This is a genomic window from Escherichia sp. GZ89, from assembly GCF_019366485.1.
Taxonomy (GTDB): Bacteria; Pseudomonadota; Gammaproteobacteria; order Enterobacterales; family Enterobacteriaceae; genus Escherichia; species Escherichia fergusonii.
Genome location: NZ_JAEOHX010000001.1, coordinates 406,651 through 425,955, shown reverse-complemented (window position 1 = coordinate 425,955; position 19,305 = coordinate 406,651). Strand labels below are relative to the sequence as shown.

At 49.8% G+C, this 19,305-nt stretch carries 19 protein-coding genes; 11 read left to right on the top strand and 8 right to left on the bottom strand.

Annotation, left to right across the window (positions count from 1 at the left end; all coding sequences use genetic code 11):
- Positions 1 to 25 precede the first annotated feature (25 nt).
- Positions 26 to 1,150 carry an anhydro-N-acetylmuramic acid kinase gene (gene anmK, locus K0335_RS02090; protein WP_001256262.1) on the bottom strand — a complete coding sequence of 375 codons (1,125 nt, stop codon included), beginning with the start codon at positions 1,148 to 1,150 and terminating at the stop codon, positions 26 to 28.
- 273 nt (positions 1,151 to 1,423) lie between these two features.
- Here anmK and slyB point away from each other — a divergent pair, with 273 nt between their 5' ends.
- The gene (gene slyB, locus K0335_RS02085) at positions 1,424 to 1,891 is read left to right on the top strand and encodes an outer membrane lipoprotein SlyB (protein WP_000595673.1); all 468 of its coding nucleotides are present in this window, start codon (positions 1,424 to 1,426) and stop codon (positions 1,889 to 1,891) included.
- Positions 1,892 to 1,936: 45 nt separating this feature from the next.
- On the opposite strand, the gene slyA is transcribed toward slyB, so the two are convergent.
- Positions 1,937 to 2,377, bottom strand: coding sequence for a transcriptional regulator SlyA (slyA, locus tag K0335_RS02080; protein WP_000764576.1), 441 nt, complete (start codon positions 2,375 to 2,377; stop codon positions 1,937 to 1,939).
- A 197-nt stretch (positions 2,378 to 2,574) separates the two neighbouring features.
- On the opposite strand from slyA, the gene K0335_RS02075 reads away from it, so the two are divergent.
- The 3 genes from K0335_RS02075 to K0335_RS02065 are packed head-to-tail and all read left to right on the top strand — an operon-like array spanning position 2,575 to position 5,681.
- Positions 2,575 to 2,811, top strand: coding sequence for a DUF1656 domain-containing protein (locus K0335_RS02075; protein WP_000668781.1), 237 nt, complete (start codon positions 2,575 to 2,577; stop codon positions 2,809 to 2,811).
- A gap of 2 nt (positions 2,812 to 2,813) precedes the next feature.
- Positions 2,814 to 3,671 (top strand): HlyD family secretion protein, encoded by an 858-nt coding sequence (locus K0335_RS02070; RefSeq protein WP_104919713.1) that lies wholly within the window; start codon positions 2,814 to 2,816, stop codon positions 3,669 to 3,671.
- Complete coding sequence (locus K0335_RS02065; RefSeq protein WP_160194037.1) at positions 3,672 to 5,681, top strand: FUSC family protein; 2,010 nt, start codon at positions 3,672 to 3,674, stop codon at positions 5,679 to 5,681.
- Here K0335_RS02065 and sodC read toward each other — a convergent pair whose 3' ends face one another.
- From sodC to K0335_RS02050, 3 genes are all read right to left on the bottom strand, one after another.
- The gene (sodC, locus tag K0335_RS02060; protein WP_002431560.1) at positions 5,682 to 6,203 is read right to left on the bottom strand and encodes a superoxide dismutase [Cu-Zn] SodC; all 522 of its coding nucleotides are present in this window, start codon (positions 6,201 to 6,203) and stop codon (positions 5,682 to 5,684) included.
- Between the two features lie 80 nt (positions 6,204 to 6,283).
- A complete protein-coding gene (locus tag K0335_RS02055) occupies positions 6,284 to 7,180 on the bottom strand; it encodes an aldo/keto reductase family oxidoreductase (protein ID WP_000250656.1) in 897 nt (298 codons plus the stop codon).
- Between the two features lie 48 nt (positions 7,181 to 7,228).
- Positions 7,229 to 7,468, bottom strand: coding sequence for a DUF1289 domain-containing protein (locus K0335_RS02050; RefSeq protein WP_000840481.1), 240 nt, complete (start codon positions 7,466 to 7,468; stop codon positions 7,229 to 7,231).
- Positions 7,469 to 7,570: 102 nt separating this feature from the next.
- On the opposite strand from K0335_RS02050, the gene nemR reads away from it, so the two are divergent.
- From nemR to K0335_RS02025, 5 genes are all read left to right on the top strand, one after another.
- The gene (gene nemR, locus K0335_RS02045; RefSeq protein WP_001032929.1) at positions 7,571 to 8,170 is read left to right on the top strand and encodes a DNA-binding transcriptional regulator NemR; all 600 of its coding nucleotides are present in this window, start codon (positions 7,571 to 7,573) and stop codon (positions 8,168 to 8,170) included.
- Between the two features lie 36 nt (positions 8,171 to 8,206).
- Entirely contained in the window at positions 8,207 to 9,304 is a 1,098-nt protein-coding gene (gene nemA, locus K0335_RS02040; RefSeq protein WP_000093593.1) for an N-ethylmaleimide reductase, read from the top strand.
- Positions 9,305 to 9,384: 80 nt separating this feature from the next.
- On the top strand, positions 9,385 to 9,792 hold the full coding sequence (gene gloA / locus K0335_RS02035) for a lactoylglutathione lyase (protein ID WP_001237799.1): 408 nt from the start codon (positions 9,385 to 9,387) through the stop codon (positions 9,790 to 9,792).
- Positions 9,793 to 9,894: 102 nt separating this feature from the next.
- Positions 9,895 to 10,542: a ribonuclease T gene (gene rnt / locus K0335_RS02030; protein WP_001282299.1), complete on the top strand. Its 648-nt coding sequence runs from the start codon at positions 9,895 to 9,897 to the stop codon at positions 10,540 to 10,542.
- An 87-nt stretch (positions 10,543 to 10,629) separates the two neighbouring features.
- Positions 10,630 to 15,252: an ATP-dependent helicase gene (locus K0335_RS02025; RefSeq protein WP_219393707.1), complete on the top strand. Its 4,623-nt coding sequence runs from the start codon at positions 10,630 to 10,632 to the stop codon at positions 15,250 to 15,252.
- Between the two features lie 92 nt (positions 15,253 to 15,344).
- Here the strand turns inward: K0335_RS02025 and grxD are convergent, their stop codons facing one another.
- Positions 15,345 to 15,689, bottom strand: a complete 345-nt coding sequence (grxD, locus tag K0335_RS02020; RefSeq protein ID WP_000099402.1) for a monothiol glutaredoxin 4 — start codon at positions 15,687 to 15,689, stop codon at positions 15,345 to 15,347.
- 326 nt (positions 15,690 to 16,015) lie between these two features.
- Here grxD and K0335_RS02015 point away from each other — a divergent pair, with 326 nt between their 5' ends.
- Positions 16,016 to 16,855 carry a C40 family peptidase gene (locus K0335_RS02015; protein ID WP_000101163.1) on the top strand — a complete coding sequence of 280 codons (840 nt, stop codon included), beginning with the start codon at positions 16,016 to 16,018 and terminating at the stop codon, positions 16,853 to 16,855.
- Positions 16,856 to 17,060: 205 nt separating this feature from the next.
- Positions 17,061 to 17,642 carry a superoxide dismutase [Fe] gene (gene sodB, locus K0335_RS02010; protein WP_000007279.1) on the top strand — a complete coding sequence of 194 codons (582 nt, stop codon included), beginning with the start codon at positions 17,061 to 17,063 and terminating at the stop codon, positions 17,640 to 17,642.
- Positions 17,643 to 17,687: 45 nt separating this feature from the next.
- Here the strand turns inward: sodB and K0335_RS02005 are convergent, their stop codons facing one another.
- Together K0335_RS02005 and K0335_RS02000 are read right to left on the bottom strand one after the other, a co-directional pair.
- On the bottom strand, positions 17,688 to 18,854 hold the full coding sequence (locus K0335_RS02005; protein ID WP_000701020.1) for an MFS transporter: 1,167 nt from the start codon (positions 18,852 to 18,854) through the stop codon (positions 17,688 to 17,690).
- Between the two features lie 167 nt (positions 18,855 to 19,021).
- Entirely contained in the window at positions 19,022 to 19,111 is a 90-nt protein-coding gene (locus tag K0335_RS02000) for a YnhF family membrane protein (RefSeq protein WP_046077524.1), read from the bottom strand.
- Positions 19,112 to 19,305: the final 194 nt, after the last annotated feature.

The window sequence follows — 19,305 nt, the reverse complement described above, 5'->3', positions numbered from 1 at the left end:
GGCAGTATGACTAAGAAAAATTCAGTTAACTCTGAGTTCGCGGGGGATTAGCTGGAAAAATTGCGCCAAGCACTGTCGCCTCACTGGCGCCAGTGACCGACGGTAAATTGCCCGCCAGACCAGCCAGTGTTCGCCAGGCAAGCCATGCAAAAGCTAAGGCCTCCATATCATCACCACTGATACCTGCCGTATCTGTTGTGGTCACTTCTGTGCCAGGCAGTAAACCAGCCAGACGCGCCATTACTAATGGATTGCGACTTCCTCCGCCACACACCATCAGGCGATCGCAGCCTCCGCTCAACAAGACTTGCTCGGAGATAGTCACAGCAGTAAGTTCTGCCAGTGTCGCCTGAACGTCCCGCGACCGCAGTCCTGGGAATTTCTGTAGATGACGTTCCAGCCAGCCATAATTGAAGTATTCACGCCCGGTACTTTTTGGTGCTGGTGCGGCAAAGTAGGGATCGTTAAGCATTTGCTGTAACAACGGTAACACGACATTCCCTTCACAGGCCCACTGAGCATCTTTATCATACGGTTTGGCACACTGCCGCCAGATCCAGGCATCCATCAACATGTTACCAGGACCGGTGTCGTAACCCCGTACTGGTTGTCCGGGGAGAAGCATTGACAGATTGGCAATACCCCCAATATTTAGCACCATCCGTCGTTCGGTAGGATGTGCTAACAGTGCATGATGAAACGCCGGCACCAGTGGTGCGCCTTGTCCACCGAGCGCGATATCACGGCGACGAAAATCCCCGACAACGGTGATGCCTGTACGGGCAACGATCTGATTGTTATCACCAATTTGCAAAGTATGGGGAGCCGGGCCTTGTGGTTCATGCCAGACCGTTTGACCGTGGCAGCCTATTGCCACGATATCCTGCGGTTGTAGGTTTTCTTGTGCCAGCAAACCATTTACGGCATCAGCAAACAAGATGCCTAATCGGGTATCGAGTTGTCCAAACTGAGAAAGTGTGAGTTGTTGGCCTTGGCAAATATCCAGCACGGCCTGTTTGAGTTCGACCGGGATAGGCCAACTCAGGCTGGCTTGCTGCGCCACCATGTTTTCATCTATCGCCGCCAGCACCACATCAACTCCATCAAGGCTGGTTCCTGACATAACGCCAATATAACGACCGGATCTCATAGGCCTTCCTTATGCAGCATAATTTATCTGTCACACTCCACCACAAACGCCTCGTCAATGCCATGCTTCAGCTATTTTTTTAGCTGTTTTAGCCTGTGGTTTACGTGAAATTAATAATTTTAGTGAATGAGTTGTTTATAATAAGATTACCCGATTCTCATCATGATTTCGTCACCGTTCTGGACGATCCTATCATCCAGATACGACAAATATCATAGACTTTACTGAGAGGGATGCCAGTGTGGCGTTTTATGGTAAACAGGAGATTTTTCAATGATTAAACGTGCGCTCATTGTGTCAATGGTTGGTCTTTCTTTAGTAGGTTGTGTGAACAATGACACCCTTTCAGGGGATGTCTATACTGCCTCTGAAGCAAAGCAGATTCAGAATGTCAGCTACGGTACAATTGTTAATGTCCGCCCGGTAAAAATTCAGGGTGGTGATGATGCGAATGTCATCGGCGCTATTGGCGGTGCGGTTCTCGGTGGTTTCCTGGGTAATACCGTAGGAGGCGGCACAGGTCGTTCACTGGCAACTGCAGCGGGAGCCGTTGCAGGTGGGGTCGCAGGTCAGGGCGTACAGAGTGCGCTGAACAAAACTGATGGTGTGGAGCTGGAAATCCGTAAGGATGATGGCAAAACCATCATGGTCGTGCAGAAACAAGGGAGCACCCATTTCTCCGCAGGTCAACGTGTCGTACTGGCAAGCAACGGTAGCCAGGTCACTGTTTCTCCTCGCTAATAATGACAAAAGGGGGCAACTACTGCCCCCTTAATTATCTGAAGTTTATCCTTGCGCCTGTAGCGTAATGATGTTGTGTTCAAGTCGGGCAATCAGTTTGACCAACAGTTCAATTTCTTCTGGTGCGATACCTTCAAGAATTTCACTGCGCGTTTTGTTGATCACCGCTTCCATATCTGCAATAAGTGGCTCGGCTTTTTCCGTCAACTTAATGCGTTTTGCCCGGCGATCGCTCGCGCAGGTCTGACGTGAAATCAACCCTTTTTCTTCGAGTTGATCTAAGGTGCGCACCAGGGAAGGCTGTTCGATGCCAATCGCTTTAGCCAGTTGAATTTGTGATTGTTCAGGCGGCAATTGATGAATGCTGTGTAGCGTCACCCAGTGCGTCTGAGTTAATTCCAGAGGTTTCAGGCGATGGTCTATCAGAGCACGCCATATGCGCACCAACCGTGCCAGATCAGAACCTAGTGGCGATTCCAATTTCATCTCCTTATAATTAGCTTGCTAAGATATTATGCTCATTTATAATAGTTTGCAGCAATTCCATTACTAAAACAAATATATTACGCCATTTAATTAATCTCAGGCATATTTTTCAGAAATTACACGAAAAAAACACTCATTTTGCATCGGAATTTTACCAACAAAAAAACCGCGTTAACTGACGCAAAGGAATATTTCTCGTGAAGTTTATACTTAACGAAACAGGATTACCGCTTCAAGATCTGGTGATTGGTGCATCGGTTTACTTCCCTCCTATTTTCAAGGCGTTTGCAGTGGGTTTCATTATCTGGTTAGTTATTCACCGACTACTTCGTGAGTGGATCTATTCGGGTGAAATATGGCATCCCCTGCTTATGGATTTATCCCTTTTTATCCTTAGCGTCTGCCTTGGACTGGTCTTGTTAATTGTGTGGTGAATATGTCGCTTAAAACAGTTAAGTATTTTTCAACTATTGCCATCGCAACTATCGCTATCCTGGCGGGTTGGTGGTTATGGAATTATTACATGCAGTCGCCCTGGACGCGTGATGGCAAAATCCGTGCTGAACAAGTGAGTGTCGCCCCACAAGTTCCTGGTCGGATTAGTAAATTAAATGTTAAGGATAATCAATTTGTTAATGCCAATGACGTCTTATTTATCATTGATAATACGCCCTTTAAAATTACAGAACTGAACGCCGAGGCCCAGCTGGCGAAAGCGCAGTCGGATTTAGCAAAGGCAAACAACGAAGCGACACGCCGTCGCCATTTATCACAAAAATTTATTTCTGTTGAAGAGCTGGATACTGCAAATTTGAACGTTAAAGCAATGCAGGCCAGTGTAGATGAAGCCAAAGCTTCGTTAAAACAGGCGCAATGGCAACTGGCACAAACGGAAGTTCGTGCTCCTGTAGCAGGTTGGGTCACAAATCTGTCCACCCGCGTTGGCGATTACGCGACCACCGGAACTCCTCTTTTCGCCCTCATTGACAGCAAATCGTTTTATGTCATGGGGTATTTTGAAGAAACTAAACTGCAACATATTCGTGAAGGTGCTCCTGCCCAAATCACTTTATACAGTGGCAATGTAAAGTTACAGGGTCACGTTTCCAGCATTGGGCGAGCTATATATGATCAGAGTGTCGAGAGTGATTCTGGTCTGGTACCCGATATCAAACCTAATGTGCCCTGGGTTCGTCTGGCACAACGGGTGCCCGTACGCATCGAATTCAATCACCTGCCCAAAGATGTAACTCTGGTTGCTGGCACAACATGCAGCGTGGCGATTGGCCAATAAATGAAAGTTCCCAGCCTCCGAAATGCCCCCTGGATACGGGCTACAACTGCACAATGGCGCTATGCACTAAGAAATTGCATTGCTATGTGTCTGGCATTGACGGTGGCTTACTATTTCGATCTTGACGAACCTTATTGGGCAATGACCTCTGCTGCAGTAGTGAGCTTTCCTACGGTTGGTGGTGTTATCAGTAAAAGTTTTGGTCGAATCGGAGGAAGCCTGCTTGGTGCCACCGCAGCGCTTCTTCTCGCCGGGCATACTCTGAATGAACCCTGGTTTTTTCTACTGAGCATGTCGGCATGGATTGGATTTTGCACCTGGGCTTGCGCGCACTTCAGTAATAACGTTGCTTACGCTTTTCAACTGGCAGGCTATACCGCAGCAATCATTGCCTTCCCGATGATCAATATTACCGAAAGCACCCAACTCTGGGATATCGCCCAGGCGCGGGTCTGTGAAGTGATTGTGGGGATCTTATGTGGGGCGATGATGATGATGGTTTTGCCCAGCACCTCCGATGGCACCACACTTTTAACCTCATTAAAGAATATGAATGCCCGCCTGCTGGAACATGCCCGGCTGTTGTGGCAACCGGAAACAACAGAAGCCATTCGCTCAGCACATGAAGGTGTTATTGGACAGATTTTAACCATGAATCTTCTGCGTATTCAGGCCTTCTGGAGTCACTACCGTTTCCGTCGCCATAACGCCCTGTTGAATGCGTTGTTGCATCGGCAACTTCGGTTAACCAGTGTTATTTCCAGTCAGAGAAGGATGCTGGTTAACTGGCCCTCACCGCCTGACAATACGCGAACAGTTATTGAAAATCTTCTTACTGCTCTAGCCGATCCACATACGCATTTTTATACCGTTGCGCGGCTCCTTGCTCCACTTTATCCATATGATAAAAGTGATTACCGCCATGTCGCCTTCTGGCTACGACTGAGATATTTTGCGAGATTATTTCTGAAAAGCAGCCAGCAGCTACAAATGCTGCAAAACGGAGCTGCACCAGAGCAAATCTCAATAACCCGGACGCCAGCACTCGCCCGCCATACTGATAATGCCGAAGCTGCGTGGAGTGGATTGCGTACCTTCAGTACGTTAATGGTAATCGGCGCATGGAGTATTGGAGCACAGTGGGAATATGGTTCTGGTGCATTAACGCTCGCAGCCATAAGTTGCGTACTCTACTCTGCTGTTGCGGCCCCCTTTAAATCACTTTCATTACTGATGCGTACTCTGGTTCTACTTTCATTATTCAGTTTTGTGGTGAAATTCGGGCTGATGGTACAAGTTAGTGAGTTGTGGCAATTTCTGTTTTTTTTGTTTCCTTTATTGACCACAATGCAATTGCTTAAGCTACAAATGCCTAAACTGACGGCATTATGGGGGCAGCTCATTGTTTTCATGGGATCATTTATCTCTGTTACCAACCCGCCGGTTTATGATTTTGCTGATTTTCTTAATGACAATACCGCGAAAATTGTCGGTGTTGGCATCGCGTGGCTGGCATTTGCAATCCTTCGTCCAGGTTCTGACGCGCGCAAAAGTCGCCGCCATATTCGTGCATTACGCCGCAATTTTGTTGATCAGCTTAGCCGTCGCCCTTCACTTAGCGAAAGCGAGTTTGAATCTCTGACTTACCATCATGTGAGTCAGCTAAGTAATAGTCAGGATGCGCCAGCCCGCCGCTGGTTGTTACGTTGGGGAGTCGTACTACTGAATTGTTCACATGTGGTCTGGCAATTGCGTGACTGGGAGTCACGCTCAGATCCACTTGCGCGTGTCAGGGATAACTGTATTGCATTGCTGCGGGGAGTGATGAGTGAGCGTGGCGTTCAGCAACGTTCGCTGGCTGCCACGCTTGAAGAGTTACAACGTATTTGTGATGCACTTGCCCGTCATCATCAACCTGCCGCCCAGGAGCTGGCGGCAATTGTCTGGCGACTGCACTGCTCGCTTTCGCAACTTGAGCACGCGCCGGCGCAAGGTACGCTGGGCTCTTAGTTACTTAATCACTCCACAGGCATAGCGTTCACCGCCACCGCCCAGCGGTTTAGGTTGATCGGACATATTATCGCCGCCAACGTGAACCATCAGTGCTTTGTCTTTGATTTCATCCAGTGATTTCAGACGAGGCGCGATGACAGCATCGGTAGCTTTGCCGTCATTATTGACTACCAGTGCAGGCAGATCGCCTAAATGTCCGGCACCTTCTGGCCCTTCATGTTTACCGGTATTTTGTGGATCAAGATGCCCGCCTGCGGATTCCGCGGCGCTGGCTTTTCCATCTTTGGTGGCTGGCTGGCAGCTTCCTTTTGCATGAATATGGAAGCCATGTTCACCGGGAGGTAATGCTTTCAGATCGGGCGAAAACTCCAGACCTTTATCGGTTTCAGTAATGGTGACGCTACCAATTGTCTGCCCAACCCCTTGCGACGTAACGAGGTTCATCTCGACTTTTTCACTGGCAGCTTGTGCGCCGGTCGCAACAACCAGCGCCAGAATGGCCAGACTAAAACGTTTCATAGGACCTCCGTTCATTGTGCATTCCTGAATAAGTGTAAACCAGTGACACATTTTTGAACGGCGGCTATTCCTAAAAGTGCTTACGGTACGTCGTAACCTAGTGCTGCTTTACGGATACGGAACCATTGTTGACGGGTCATTTTCAATGTTTCTGCTTCGACAGCCGCCCGTACACGCTCAATTTTACCTGAGCCGATAATTGGCAGCGGCTGCGACGGTAAACGTAACACCCAGGCGTAAACCACCTGTTCAATAGAGCCCGCGTTTAACTCCTCCGCCACCACAGCCAGTTCATCACGCAGCGGCTGGAAATAATCATCATTAAACAGACGACCACCACCAAGGCAGGACCACGCCATCGGACGAACACGCAGTTGCTGCAGTTGGTCGAGCGTGCCATCCAACAGTAACGGCTGATGCACCGGGGATATTTCCACCTGATTAGTGGCAAGGGTAAACGGCAGACGTGATTGCAACAGCGCAAATTGCGCAGGCGTAAAGTTCGATACGCCAAAATGACGCACTTTGCCGCTCTGATGCAGATGCTTAAACGCGTCTGCCACTTCATCGGCATCCATTAACGGGTCTGGTCGGTGGATTAACAGCAGATCCAGATGATCGGTCGCGAGATTAATCAGCGACTGTTCGGCACTCTTAATGATGTGATCGCGGTCAGTAATATAATGACCAATGACATTTTCTTCACGCGCGGTCGTCGCGATACCGCATTTGCTGACAATTTCCATCCGTTCACGCAGATGAGGTGCCAGTTTCAGTGCCTCGCCAAACGCTGCTTCGCACTGATAGCCGCCATAAATATCAGCGTGGTCCACGGTAGTTACGCCGAGATCCAGATGCTCTTCAATAAAGCTGACCAGCTGGCGGGCGGACATATTCCAGTCCATCAATCGCCAGTAGCCCATCACAAAACGGGAAAACTCCGGGCCTTGCGGCGCAATAGTAATACGCTGAACCATAATCGCTTCCTCTTATCAGATATGAGAGGAGTATACGCAAGATTATGTTCAAAAGAGTGATGGTTGCTCCGGTTCGTCTGATGACGCTGGCTTATTTGCACGTAATTTGCGCATTAATCGCTGCCGACAAAGGCGCAGCACCTCTTGTTTTTCGCCATCGCTCATTTTATTCCAGTTAAAACGCTCATCCCGACTACGAAAACAGCCGCGACAAAATCCGCGTTCGTCAGACTGGCAAATTCCCCGGCACGGGCTCTGGACGGGAAAGAACTCTAATTGCTCCGCCACCTCGCCCTCCTGAGATAAGATTATTACCATTATTGAAGCTGTTAATGCCCAAAGTAGCAACTTTGCTTGCACTAGACCGACTGGTCTACTACACTCCAACACATGAACAAACACACCGAACATGATACTCGCGAACATCTCCTGGCGACGGGCGAACAACTTTGCCTGCAACGTGGATTCACCGGGATGGGGCTAAGCGAATTACTAAAAACTGCTGAAGTGCCGAAAGGGTCCTTCTATCACTACTTTCGCTCTAAAGAAGCGTTTGGCGTTGCCATGCTTGAGCGCCATTACGCCGCATATCACCTGCGACTGACTGAGTTGCTGCAATCCGGCGAAGGTAACTACCGCGACCGCATACTGGCTTATTACCAGCAAACACTGAACCAGTTTTGCCAACATGGAACCATCAGTGGTTGCCTGACAGTAAAACTCTCTGCCGAAGTGTGCGATCTGTCAGAAGATATGCGCAGCGCGATGGATAAAGGGGCTCGCGGCGTGATCGCCCTGCTCTCTCAGGCGCTGGAAAATGGCCGTGAGAACCATTGTTTAACCTTTTGTGGCGAACCGCTGCAACAGGCACAAGTGCTTTACGCACTGTGGCTTGGCGCGAATTTGCAGGCCAAAATTTCGCGCAGTTTCGAGCCACTGGAAAACGCGCTGGCCCATGTAAAAACCATTATTGCGACGCCTGCCGTTTAGCAGGCATTTTTTATCACCAGACCACCGGGAGCCTTTATGTCATCTGAAAAACTGTATTCCCCACTGAAAGTGGGCGCGATCACGGCGGCAAACCGTATTTTTATGGCACCGCTGACACGTCTGCGCAGTATTGAACCGGGTGACATCCCTACCCCGTTGATGGCGGAATACTATCGCCAACGAGCCAGTGCCGGTTTGATTATTAGCGAAGCCACGCAAATTTCTGCCCAGGCAAAAGGATATGCAGGCGCGCCTGGCATCCATAGTCCGGAGCAAATTGCCGCATGGAAAAAAATCACCGCTGGCGTTCATGCTGAAAATGGTCATATGGCCGTGCAGTTGTGGCACACCGGACGCATTTCTCACGCCAGCCTGCAACCTGGCGGTCAGGCACCGGTAGCGCCTTCAGCACTTAGCGCGGGAACACGTACTTCTCTGCGCGATGAAAATGGTCAGGCGATCCGCGTTGAAACATCCATGCCGCGTGCGCTTGAACTGGAAGAGATTCCGGGTATCGTCAATGATTTCCGTCAGGCCATTGCTAACGCGCGTGAAGCCGGGTTTGATCTGGTGGAGCTCCACTCTGCTCACGGTTATTTGCTGCATCAGTTCCTTTCTCCTTCTTCAAACCATCGTACCGATCAGTACGGCGGCAGCGTGGAAAATCGCGCACGTCTGGTGCTGGAAGTGGTCGATGCCGGGATTGAAGAATGGGGAGCCGACCGCATTGGCATTCGTGTTTCGCCAATCGGTACTTTCCAGAACACGGATAATGGCCCAAATGAAGAAGCCGATGCACTATATCTGATTGAACAACTGGGCAAACGTGGCATAGCTTACCTGCATATGTCCGAACCGGACTGGGCGGGAGGCCAACCGTATACTGATGCGTTCCGCGAAAAAGTACGCGCCCGTTTCCACGGTCCGATTATCGGCGCAGGTGCATACACGGTAGAAAAAGCCGAAACGCTGATCGGCAAAGGGTTAATTGATGCGGTGGCATTTGGTCGAGACTGGATTGCAAACCCGGATCTGGTCGCCCGCTTGCAGCGAAAAGCTGAGCTTAACCCACAGCGTGCTGAAAGTTTCTATGGTGGCGGTGCGGAAGGCTACACGGATTACCCGACGCTGTAATCCAGCATTGCGAGCGGCGCAAAGCCGCCGCTATACTAAAACAACATTTTGAATCTGTTAGCCATTTTGAGGATATAAAGATGCGTCTTCTTCATACCATGCTGCGCGTTGGCGATCTGCAGCGCTCCATCGATTTTTATACCAAAGTACTGGGCATGAAACTGCTGCGTACCAGCGAAAACCCGGAATACAAATACTCACTGGCGTTTGTTGGCTACGGCCCGGAAACCGAAGAAGCGGTGATTGAACTGACCTACAACTGGGGCGTGGATAAATACGAACTCGGCACTGCTTATGGTCACATCGCGCTTAGCGTAGATAACGCTGCTAAAGCGTGCGAAAAAATCCGTCAGAACGGCGGTAACGTCACCCGTGAAGCGGGTCCGGTAAAAGGCGGCACTACGGTTATCGCGTTTGTGGAAGATCCGGACGGTTACAAAATTGAATTAATCGAAGAGAAAGACGCCGGTCGCGGTCTGGGCAACTAATCTTCTGCCGGGCGTGAACTCATCACGCCCGCATCTTTACTGCATCGGCAAGTAATATTTGTCATAATGCGCGCTGCAATTTATCCGTATTAAGAGAATCAGATGTCCGATAACGCTCAACTTACCGGTCTGTGTGACCGTTTTCGTGGTTATTATCCTGTTGTTATTGATGTTGAAACGGCAGGGTTTAACGCTAAAACTGATGCACTGCTTGAGATCGCTGCTATCACGCTGAAAATGGATGAGCAAGGCTGGCTGATGCCGGACAATACGTTGCATTTTCATGTTGAACCTTTCGAAGGGGCGAATCTGCAACCGGAAGCCCTTGCCTTTAACGGCATCGATCCGAACGATCCACAACGTGGTGCAGTACGCGAATATGATGCCCTGCATGCCATCTTTAAAATGGTGCGTAAAGGCATTAAAGATACAGGCTGTAACCGCGCCATTATGGTTGCGCATAATGCGACCTTCGATCACGGTTTTCTGATGGCAGCAGCCAACCGTGCTTCTCTCAAACGTAACCCTTTTCATCCGTTTGTGACCTTTGATACCGCCGCACTCAGCGGGCTTGCACTAGGGCAGACGGTACTCTCTAAAGCCTGTACTGCGGCGGGAATGGCATTCGATAGCACTCAGGCACACTCAGCACTGTATGACACTGAACAAACGGCAATGCTGTTTTGCGAAATCGTTAACCGCTGGAAACGTCTTGGCGGCTGGCCGCTTCCCGTTACGCCTGAAGAGTGAAATGCAGAGCCTGAGAACGTTACAAGTTGGCGTTTTAAGTGCAATACTGTTCCTCCAGAGGAGTCGACATCCGGGGGAACAGCATTTATGGCAGAAAATAACCCAACATCATCTTCCCTACCGGAGTTTTTTTCACCCGCCACTCGTGAATGGTTTTCTTCAACATTCAGTCAGCCGACACCCGTTCAGGCACAAACATGGGCAGTGACCGCCGCAGGTCAAAATGCGCTGGTGATTGCACCCACCGGTTCAGGTAAAACGCTCGCGGCTTTTTTATTCGCCCTCGATCAGCTGTTTCGCCAGCCGCATACCGAGTCAGGGTATAAAACCAGTCGTATCCTTTATATCTCGCCGATAAAAGCACTGGCGACTGATGTGCACCGCAATTTGCAGATACCGTTACAGGGTATCCGAGACGCCCGATACAAACGCGGAGATGCAGAAGTTACGATAACGGTTGGGATGCGCTCCGGTGATACTTCCTCGCAAGAACGCGCAAAACTTGTTCGTCATCCGCCCGATATTTTAATTACCACGCCTGAATCGCTTTATTTATTACTGACTTCTCGCGCCCGTGAAACTTTGCGCGGCATAGAAACGGTGATAATCGATGAAGTTCATGCCGTAGCGGGTAGCAAGCGTGGCGCGCACCTTGCGCTAAGTCTGGAACGACTGGATGCCCTGCTTTCACAACCTGCACAGCGAATTGGCTTATCAGCAACCGTGCGTCCGGTCTCAGATGTGGCGCAATTTATCGGGGGGATTCATCCGGTAACCGTAGTTAATCCCGCAGTCAGCCGTATTCCTGATATTCGTATTGTGGTGCCCGTCGCCAACCTGGATAACGTAGTTGCGAATCATAGCGAAGCGGGAGAATCCAGCCTGACAGGAAGAGAAGGTTCCATCTGGCCCTATATTGAAAATGGAATTCTTGATCAGATCCTCAGTCACCGTTCAACCATCGTTTTTACTAACTCCCGGGGCCTTGCGGAAAAGCTCACGGCGAGGCTTAACGAATTATATGCCGCTCGTACGCATCATCGCCCTTCCCGGCAAACGGAAGTTGCTCAGTACGATTCATTAACAGGAGCAACATCCAACCGTGTGCAGACGGGTACAGAATTTATTGCCCGCTCTCACCATGGCTCAGTTTCTAAAGAACAACGCGCGATAACTGAACAATCTTTAAAATCAGGAGAATTGCGCTGCGTTGTCGCTACCTCAAGCCTGGAATTGGGTATTGATATGGGCGCGGTCGATCTCGTTATTCAGGTTGCAACGCCTCTCTCTGTGGCTAGTGGTCTGCAACGAATTGGTCGGGCAGGACATCAGGTCGGAGGAATTTCAAAAGGGCTGTTTTTCCCCCGCACACGGCGGGATCTGATTGACTCTGCTGTCATTGTTGGTTGTATGCAGGCCGGAAGACTGGAAAAGCTCACGCCGCCGGGTAATCCCTTAGATGTGCTGGCACAGCAGACGGTTGCCGCCGCAGCCATGGATACGCTCAATGTTGATGCGTGGTTTGCACTCGTGCGCCGGGCTTCTCCATGGCGGGAATTATCACGCAACGTTTTTAATGCCACGCTCGATATGCTCAGTGGCCGCTTTCCCTCGGGGGATTTCAGCGTCTTTCGACCTCGTCTTATCTGGAATCGTGAAACAGGAGAAATCATCGCGCGGCCTGGCGCGCACCTTCTCGCCGTCACCAGTGGCGGAACTATCCCTGATCGTGGGATGTACAGCGTAATGCTTCCTGAAGGCGAAGAACAGGCGGGCTCCCGACGTGTAGGTGAACTGGATGAGGAAATGGTTTACGAATCACGCGTTAATGACATTATCACCCTCGGTGCAACGTCCTGGCGTATCCAACAAATCACCCGCGACCAGGTGATTGTGACACCTGCACCAGGGCGCTCTGCTCGTCTGCCCTTCTGGCGCGGTGAAGGCAGCGGACGACCTGCAGAATTGGGGGAAATGACAGGCGATTTTCTCCAGGCCGCTTCCAACGAAAATTTTTATGTCAATCTTCCCCCATGGTTAGCAGCCGAAAACGTTATCAACAATATTAAAAGCCTGATTGATGAACAGCGGGAAGCCACGGGCGTAGTTCCTGCCAGTCGTCACCTGGTGCTGGAGCGCTGTCGTGATGAAATGGGTGACTGGCGCATCATGCTGCACTCTCCATGGGGACGTCGAGTTCATGAGCCCTGGGCACTGGCGATCGCCGGAAGGCTGCATGCGCACTGGGGCGCAGATGCTTCAGTTGTTGCCAGCGATGATGGTATTGTTGCACGCCTGCCAGATAGCGAAGGGAAATTACCCGATGCTTCTCTGTTTTTGTTCGATGCAGATACACTTGAGCGCATCGTACGTGAAGCAGTAGGCAATACCGCGCTTTTTGCCGCGCGCTTTCGTGAGTGTGCCGCTCGCTCACTGCTAATGCCCGGTCGTACGCCAGGACATCGAACACCACTCTGGCAACAGCGTCTACGGGCAGGCCAGTTACTGGAAATTGCTCAGGGATATCCTGATTTCCCGATTATTCTGGAAACAGCAAGAGAATGTTTGCAGGATGTCTATGATCTGCCGTCACTCCATCAGTTAATGCATCGCCTTAACGGTGGTGAAATCCAGATTTCTGAAGTCACTACCACCACACCCTCACCTTTCGCCGCTAACCTGCTTTTCGGTTATGTTGCGGAATTTATCTATCAGTCCGATGCCCCACTGGCTGAGCGAAGAGCTTCAGTACTCGCACTGGATAGCGAATTATTGCGAAATCTGCTGGGGCAAGGTGATCCTACAGAACTGCTTGATCCACGCATTAATCAACTGCTGGAAGATGAGTTGCAACGGCGGGTAGCAGAAAGACAAGCCAAAGGTAAAGAAGGCGTTTACGACCTTTTGCGTGAACTGGGACCGATGAATCTGCAAACATTAAATGCGCGGCACGTCGCCAGTACAGCAGAAATTGAAAATTATCTTGCGCAGCTTGCTGAAGAAAAACGGATATTCTCAACGGATATAAGAGGAACTCATCAGTATGCCAGTATGGAAGATGCAGCAACATTGCGTGATGCCCTTGGCATCAAATTACCCACCGATATTACGGATTCCTTACTGCATCACGTTAAAGCCCCCCTACGGGATCTATTGCTCCGCTTTATCCATACCCATACCTTGTTCAGCACTGAACAATTAGCCAGTCAATTTGGTCTTGGTGTTGCGGTGGTGGATGAGCAATTAGCATTGTTGCGAGAACAAGGGCTGGTTTTATGCCTACATCAACAGACAAACCAACACGAATCAGCGTGGATTAGTGAAGAGAACTTTCGCCGCTTGCGTCTGCGATCACTCCAGGCAGCACGAGAAGCTACTCGCCCTGTTTCTGCGAATATCTATACCCGCCTGCTTCTGGAGTGCCAGGGGATTTTGCCAACAACGGATGGTAGTGCGGCATTGTTTAATCAGGCTACACAGGGGATCTATGAAGGCACTGAAGGTGTGGTTCGGGTCATTGAACAACTCGCCGGGTTAGGTATTCCAGCCTCGTTATGGGAAAGCCAGATCTTTCCTGCACGCGTACAGGATTATTCAACAGAAATGTTGGACGAACTGCTGGCAACAGGTGTGGTGGTCTGGTCCGGGCAGAAAAAGTTAGGTGACGATGATGGTCTGGTCGCCTTACATTTACAGGAGTATTGTGCAGAAACACTGACGCTGCCACCACTTGATGCTCCTTCGCTCTCACCGCTAGAGCGCGCAATTTTACGTGTACTGGCTACTGGTGGCGCATGGTTTGCACAACAAATTAGTTTGCAGGTTACTCCTCAACCGGGAGATGCCAGCCAGTTCCACGAGGCCTTGTGGGGGTTGGTCTGGCAAGGATATATCACCTGTGATATCTGGACACCACTTCGCGCACTAACGCGGGCGGCACCTCCTGTTCGTCATCAGTCGCGAAGAACCTCCCGACTGCGTCGGGGCCATGTAAGCTATGCTCCACGCCCGGAAAGTACGTTGCCGCGAGCGTCTTATCATACCGCCGCTCTTGTCGGACGTTGGTCTCTATTGCCAACAGCGCCTATGGACACCACCGAACAGATGCTGGCCCAGACAGAGAACATACTTGATCGCTATGGCATTATTAGCAGACGTGCAGTTATGGCTGAAAATCTGGCGGGTGGATTTCCGGCAATGCAGACGCTTTGCCGAAGTATGGAGGACACAGGACGTATTTTACGTGGGCGCTTTGTAGAGGGATTAGGGGGCGCACAGTTTGCAGAAAGAAATACCATCGACCGGTTACGTGATCTCGCTGCCACTTTAGCGCTAAAGGCGAAGTTTACACCCGTTAGCCTGTCAGCCAGCGATCCTGCTAATCCCTGGGGATATTTGCTGCCCTGGCCCGAACATTCATCTTCTCTTGTTCCCACTCGCCGTACGGGTGCATTGGTGGTGATTTGCGGTGGGCGATTACAGTTATATTTGGCTCAGGGAGGAAGGAAAATGCTTGTCTGGTATCACGACGAAAGTGAAATTTTGCTGCCAGATGTATTACAAGCCTTAACCAATGGGCTACGTCGTGAGCCTCGATTGCGTTTTACTCTGCTGGAAATCAATGACAAACCTGTCCGCCAGTCACCGTTATTCACCCCTTTACGCGAAGTCGGTTTTTCCAGTTCCCCCCAGGGGCTGGACTGGGGATAAGATTAAGAAAAAGGGAATCTTATTTTACAAGATTCCCCTGAGACTGATGGCAAACGCCAAATTGCCAGATGCGCTTAGCCAGTGACGGTGATTTATTCAGCGTCAGTCTGATCTTTATATTTTGCGGCGGTTTCTTTAATTAACTGCTGCAATTCACCACGCTGATACATTTCAATCACGATATCACAGCCACCGACCAGCTCGCCGTCTACCCACAACTGCGGGAATGTCGGCCAGTTGGCATATTTCGGTAACTCAGCACGAATATCTGGGTTCTGCAAAATATCAACATAAGCAAAACGCTCACCGCAAGCGGACAGCGCCTGCACTGCCTGAGCGGAAAAACCGCAGCTAGGGAGTTTTGGCGAACCTTTCATGTACAGGAGAATCGGGTTTTCAGCGATCTGGCGCTGGATTTTTTCGATTGTGGAGCTCATTGTCTTGCTTCCTTAACTTCTTTACGACAGAAACCTGCATTGTAACGGCACAGGCTGCTATCAGAAAATAACATTTTCATTACGCTTATTAATTTTATCCCCTGTTGCCAAAAGTTGCATTGAAAATATTGTTTACGACCTTGCTGAGCACGTTTCAATCTCAGGGTATGGCCCTGGTTAATCACGCCGTTTTTTTGCGCTATTTAACGAAACGCAATTTTTAACAATTAAAGCTATTAACTTTTTTACTTTCTTTAGTTTAGAATCATCGAGTTTTGTAAATCACCCGCAGGCATGATGGACCTGCCTTTACAGAGGATTGCTCAGTGGCGCGGATAAACCGAATCTCGATCACGCTCTGTGCTTTGCTGTTTACTACACTCCCTTTCACGCCAATGGCCCATGCTTCCAAGCAAGCCAGGACAACGTCTGCCACAACGCATGTAACACAAAAGGCAGAGAAAAAGAAAAGCACGACCACAACGAAAAAAACAGCGAAAGCCATTAAGAACACCAATAAAAAAGCCGTCAGCAAAAATAAAACTAGCAGTAAAACCGCCTCATCGTCTAAAAAACGTCTTAACACATCACCCGCTAAAGTCAGCAAAACAGCCAGCCACAAGGCTAAAGCAACCGCCAAAAAGGTAACGACTGTCGCCTGGACCGAGAAATGCACACCACGTAAAGGGCGTAAACCAGTCTGTGTAAAAGTGCGTAATGCCGCGCCAGGCACCATTGCTGATGCCCATAAAGCCAGAGTGCAAAAAGCCACTAAAACGGCAATGAACAAACTAATGCAGCAAATTGGCAAACCGTATCGTTGGGGAGGTACATCTCCACGCACTGGTTTTGATTGCAGTGGTCTGGTTTATTACGCCTACAAAGATCTGGTTAAATTCCGCATTCCTCGTACTGCTAATGAGATGTATCACCTGCGTGATGCGGCGCCCATTGAACGCAGTGAATTGAAAAATGGTGATCTGGTGTTCTTCCGTACCCGAGGTCGTGGTGCTGCAGATCATGTAGGGGTTTATGTGGGTAACGGAAAATTCATCCAGTCGCCGCGTAGTGGTCAGGAAATCAAAATCACCTCTTTGAGTGAAGATTACTGGCAACGCCATTATGTCGGCGCTCGCCGGGTGATGACCCCACAAACCATCCGCTAAAAATTTACCCTGTTGTGAACGCAACAGGGTAAGTTCATCTTTTGTCTCACCTTTTATTTTGCTACCCTATCCTCACTCACAATAAGGCTATTGTGCGTATACTCGTCATAGTTCAGGTTGAATGGGGTATGGTTGCGTTCGCTTACCGTCTGCCTGCAACCCGAATTAAGAAGAGTAATTCCAATAATGAAGAAGGAGAGTAGCAATGTCGTTTGAATTACCTGCACTACCGTATGCCAAAGATGCATTGGCTCCGCACATCTCTGCGGAAACCATTGAGTACCACTATGGCAAACATCACCAGACGTATGTCACTAACCTGAACAACCTGATCAAAGGTACCGCGTTTGAAGGTAAGTCTCTGGAAGAGATTATTCGTAGCTCTGAAGGTGGCGTATTTAACAACGCCGCTCAGGTCTGGAACCACACCTTCTACTGGAACTGCCTGGCTCCGAATGCTGGCGGTGAACCAACAGGTAAACTCGCGGAAGCCATCGCAGCCTCTTTCGGTAGCTTTGCTGACTTCAAAGCACAGTTTACTGATGCGGCTATCAAAAACTTTGGTTCTGGCTGGACCTGGTTGGTGAAAAACAGCGATGGCAAACTGGCTATCGTGTCGACCTCTAACGCGGGCACTCCGCTGACTACTGACGCGAAACCACTGCTGACCGTTGACGTCTGGGAACACGCTTACTACATCGACTATCGTAATGCACGTCCTGGCTACCTGGAGCATTTCTGGGCACTGGTAAACTGGGAATTTGCTGCGAAAAACTTCGCTGAGTAATTGTGATAACGCAGAAGGCTTTCCCTTCTGCGTTTTTGTTTGCTATCAACCCGCCACGCATACCGCCTCAGGTTGTTTACGCGCCGAAATAAACACCAGCAGTAACGCCACCCCGGCAATGATTGCCCCCATCACCGGAACAAAACTGTAGCCCAGGCCGCCGGATATCACCGCGCCACCAGCTGCCGCACCTAAAGCGTTTCCTAAATTAAACGCCCCAATATTGACCGAAGAAGATAGCCCCGGCGCTTCACTGGCAACGCGCATCACCCGCATTTGCAATGGTGGAACAACAGCAAAGGTAGCCGCCCCCCAGACAACCATCGCGACCGCGGCACCATACTCATTGCGTGCCAGGAATGGAATCAGCAACATAATCACCATCAGCAAGAATAAAAAGCCTTTTAGCGTTCCATTCACAGAGCGATCAGCAAATTTGCCGCCCAGGTAATTGCCGATAGAAAAACCAACACCAATCAACACCAGCATTGCCGTTACGAACACAGGCGTCGCATGGGTAATGGTTTGTAATACAGGAGAGATATAGGTATAGAGCGTAAACATGGCCCCCGCGCCCAGTACCGTGGTCAGCAGTGCTGAGAGCACTTGCGGTCGTAACAGCACACCCAGTTCTTTTTTGACATCTGGCCGTGCCCCTGCCCCACCTTTTGGTAAAGAGAACCAAAGACTGACCATTGAAACCACCCCTAACACTGCCGTTGCCATAAAGGACATTCGCCAGCCAATTGTTTCACCAAGCCAGGTGGCTGCGGGTACGCCACCAATATTAGCCAGCGTCAACCCCATAAACATCGTGGCAACGGCACTCGCCTGCTTGTGCTTAGGCACTACGCTTGCAGCGACAACCGAACCAAGACCGAAGAAGGCGCCATGGTTAAGGCTGGTCAAAATACGTGACAGCATTAATGTGGTGTAATCTGGCGCAATCGCAGAAAGTACATTACCAAGCGTAAAGATTGCCATCAGAAAAATTAGGGCGTTACGTCGGGCGCGATGAGAAAGTAACAATGTCATTAAAGGCGCACCAACCATGACTCCCACGGCATAGGCGCTAATCAACATACCAGCCGCAGGTATGGAGACATCCACACCACGAGCGATCACAGGCAACAAGCCCATTGGGGAGAATTCCGTTGTCCCAATACCAAATGCGCCAATTGCCAGCGCCAGCAAGGGATAATTTATCTTCATGCTTCGACTCCACGTCTTCGCGTTTTACGCGATACCTAAGTAAGTGGAGAAAAGCATGACATCAATCACAAAATAATGAAAATAACAAATTTACAAAACACTTTTGCAGATTTGCTAACAATTGGAGAAGAGCGAATGAGGGAGAGAATTCTCCCTCGGGGTAAAAATCAGTGCAGAGCTGCGGTCAGACCACCCGCAACGATCAAAGCGAGGACGATTAAGGTCGTAATTAAAGAGTATTTCAGATCATTGCTCATCAAGTTTTCTCCTTTTTATTCCCACACAAAAAGTGATGTAGCGCATTTTTGCATACATTTGGCTAAAAATCTCCCGCCATTTAGCGTGATAACTGTTTTTAGCACTTCCCCTTTTGGTCAAGATCGGCCAAAATTCCACGCTTACAAGTATAGCGTACCGGCCATTGACCCCTTCCTGTCGTTCCGTGTCGTAT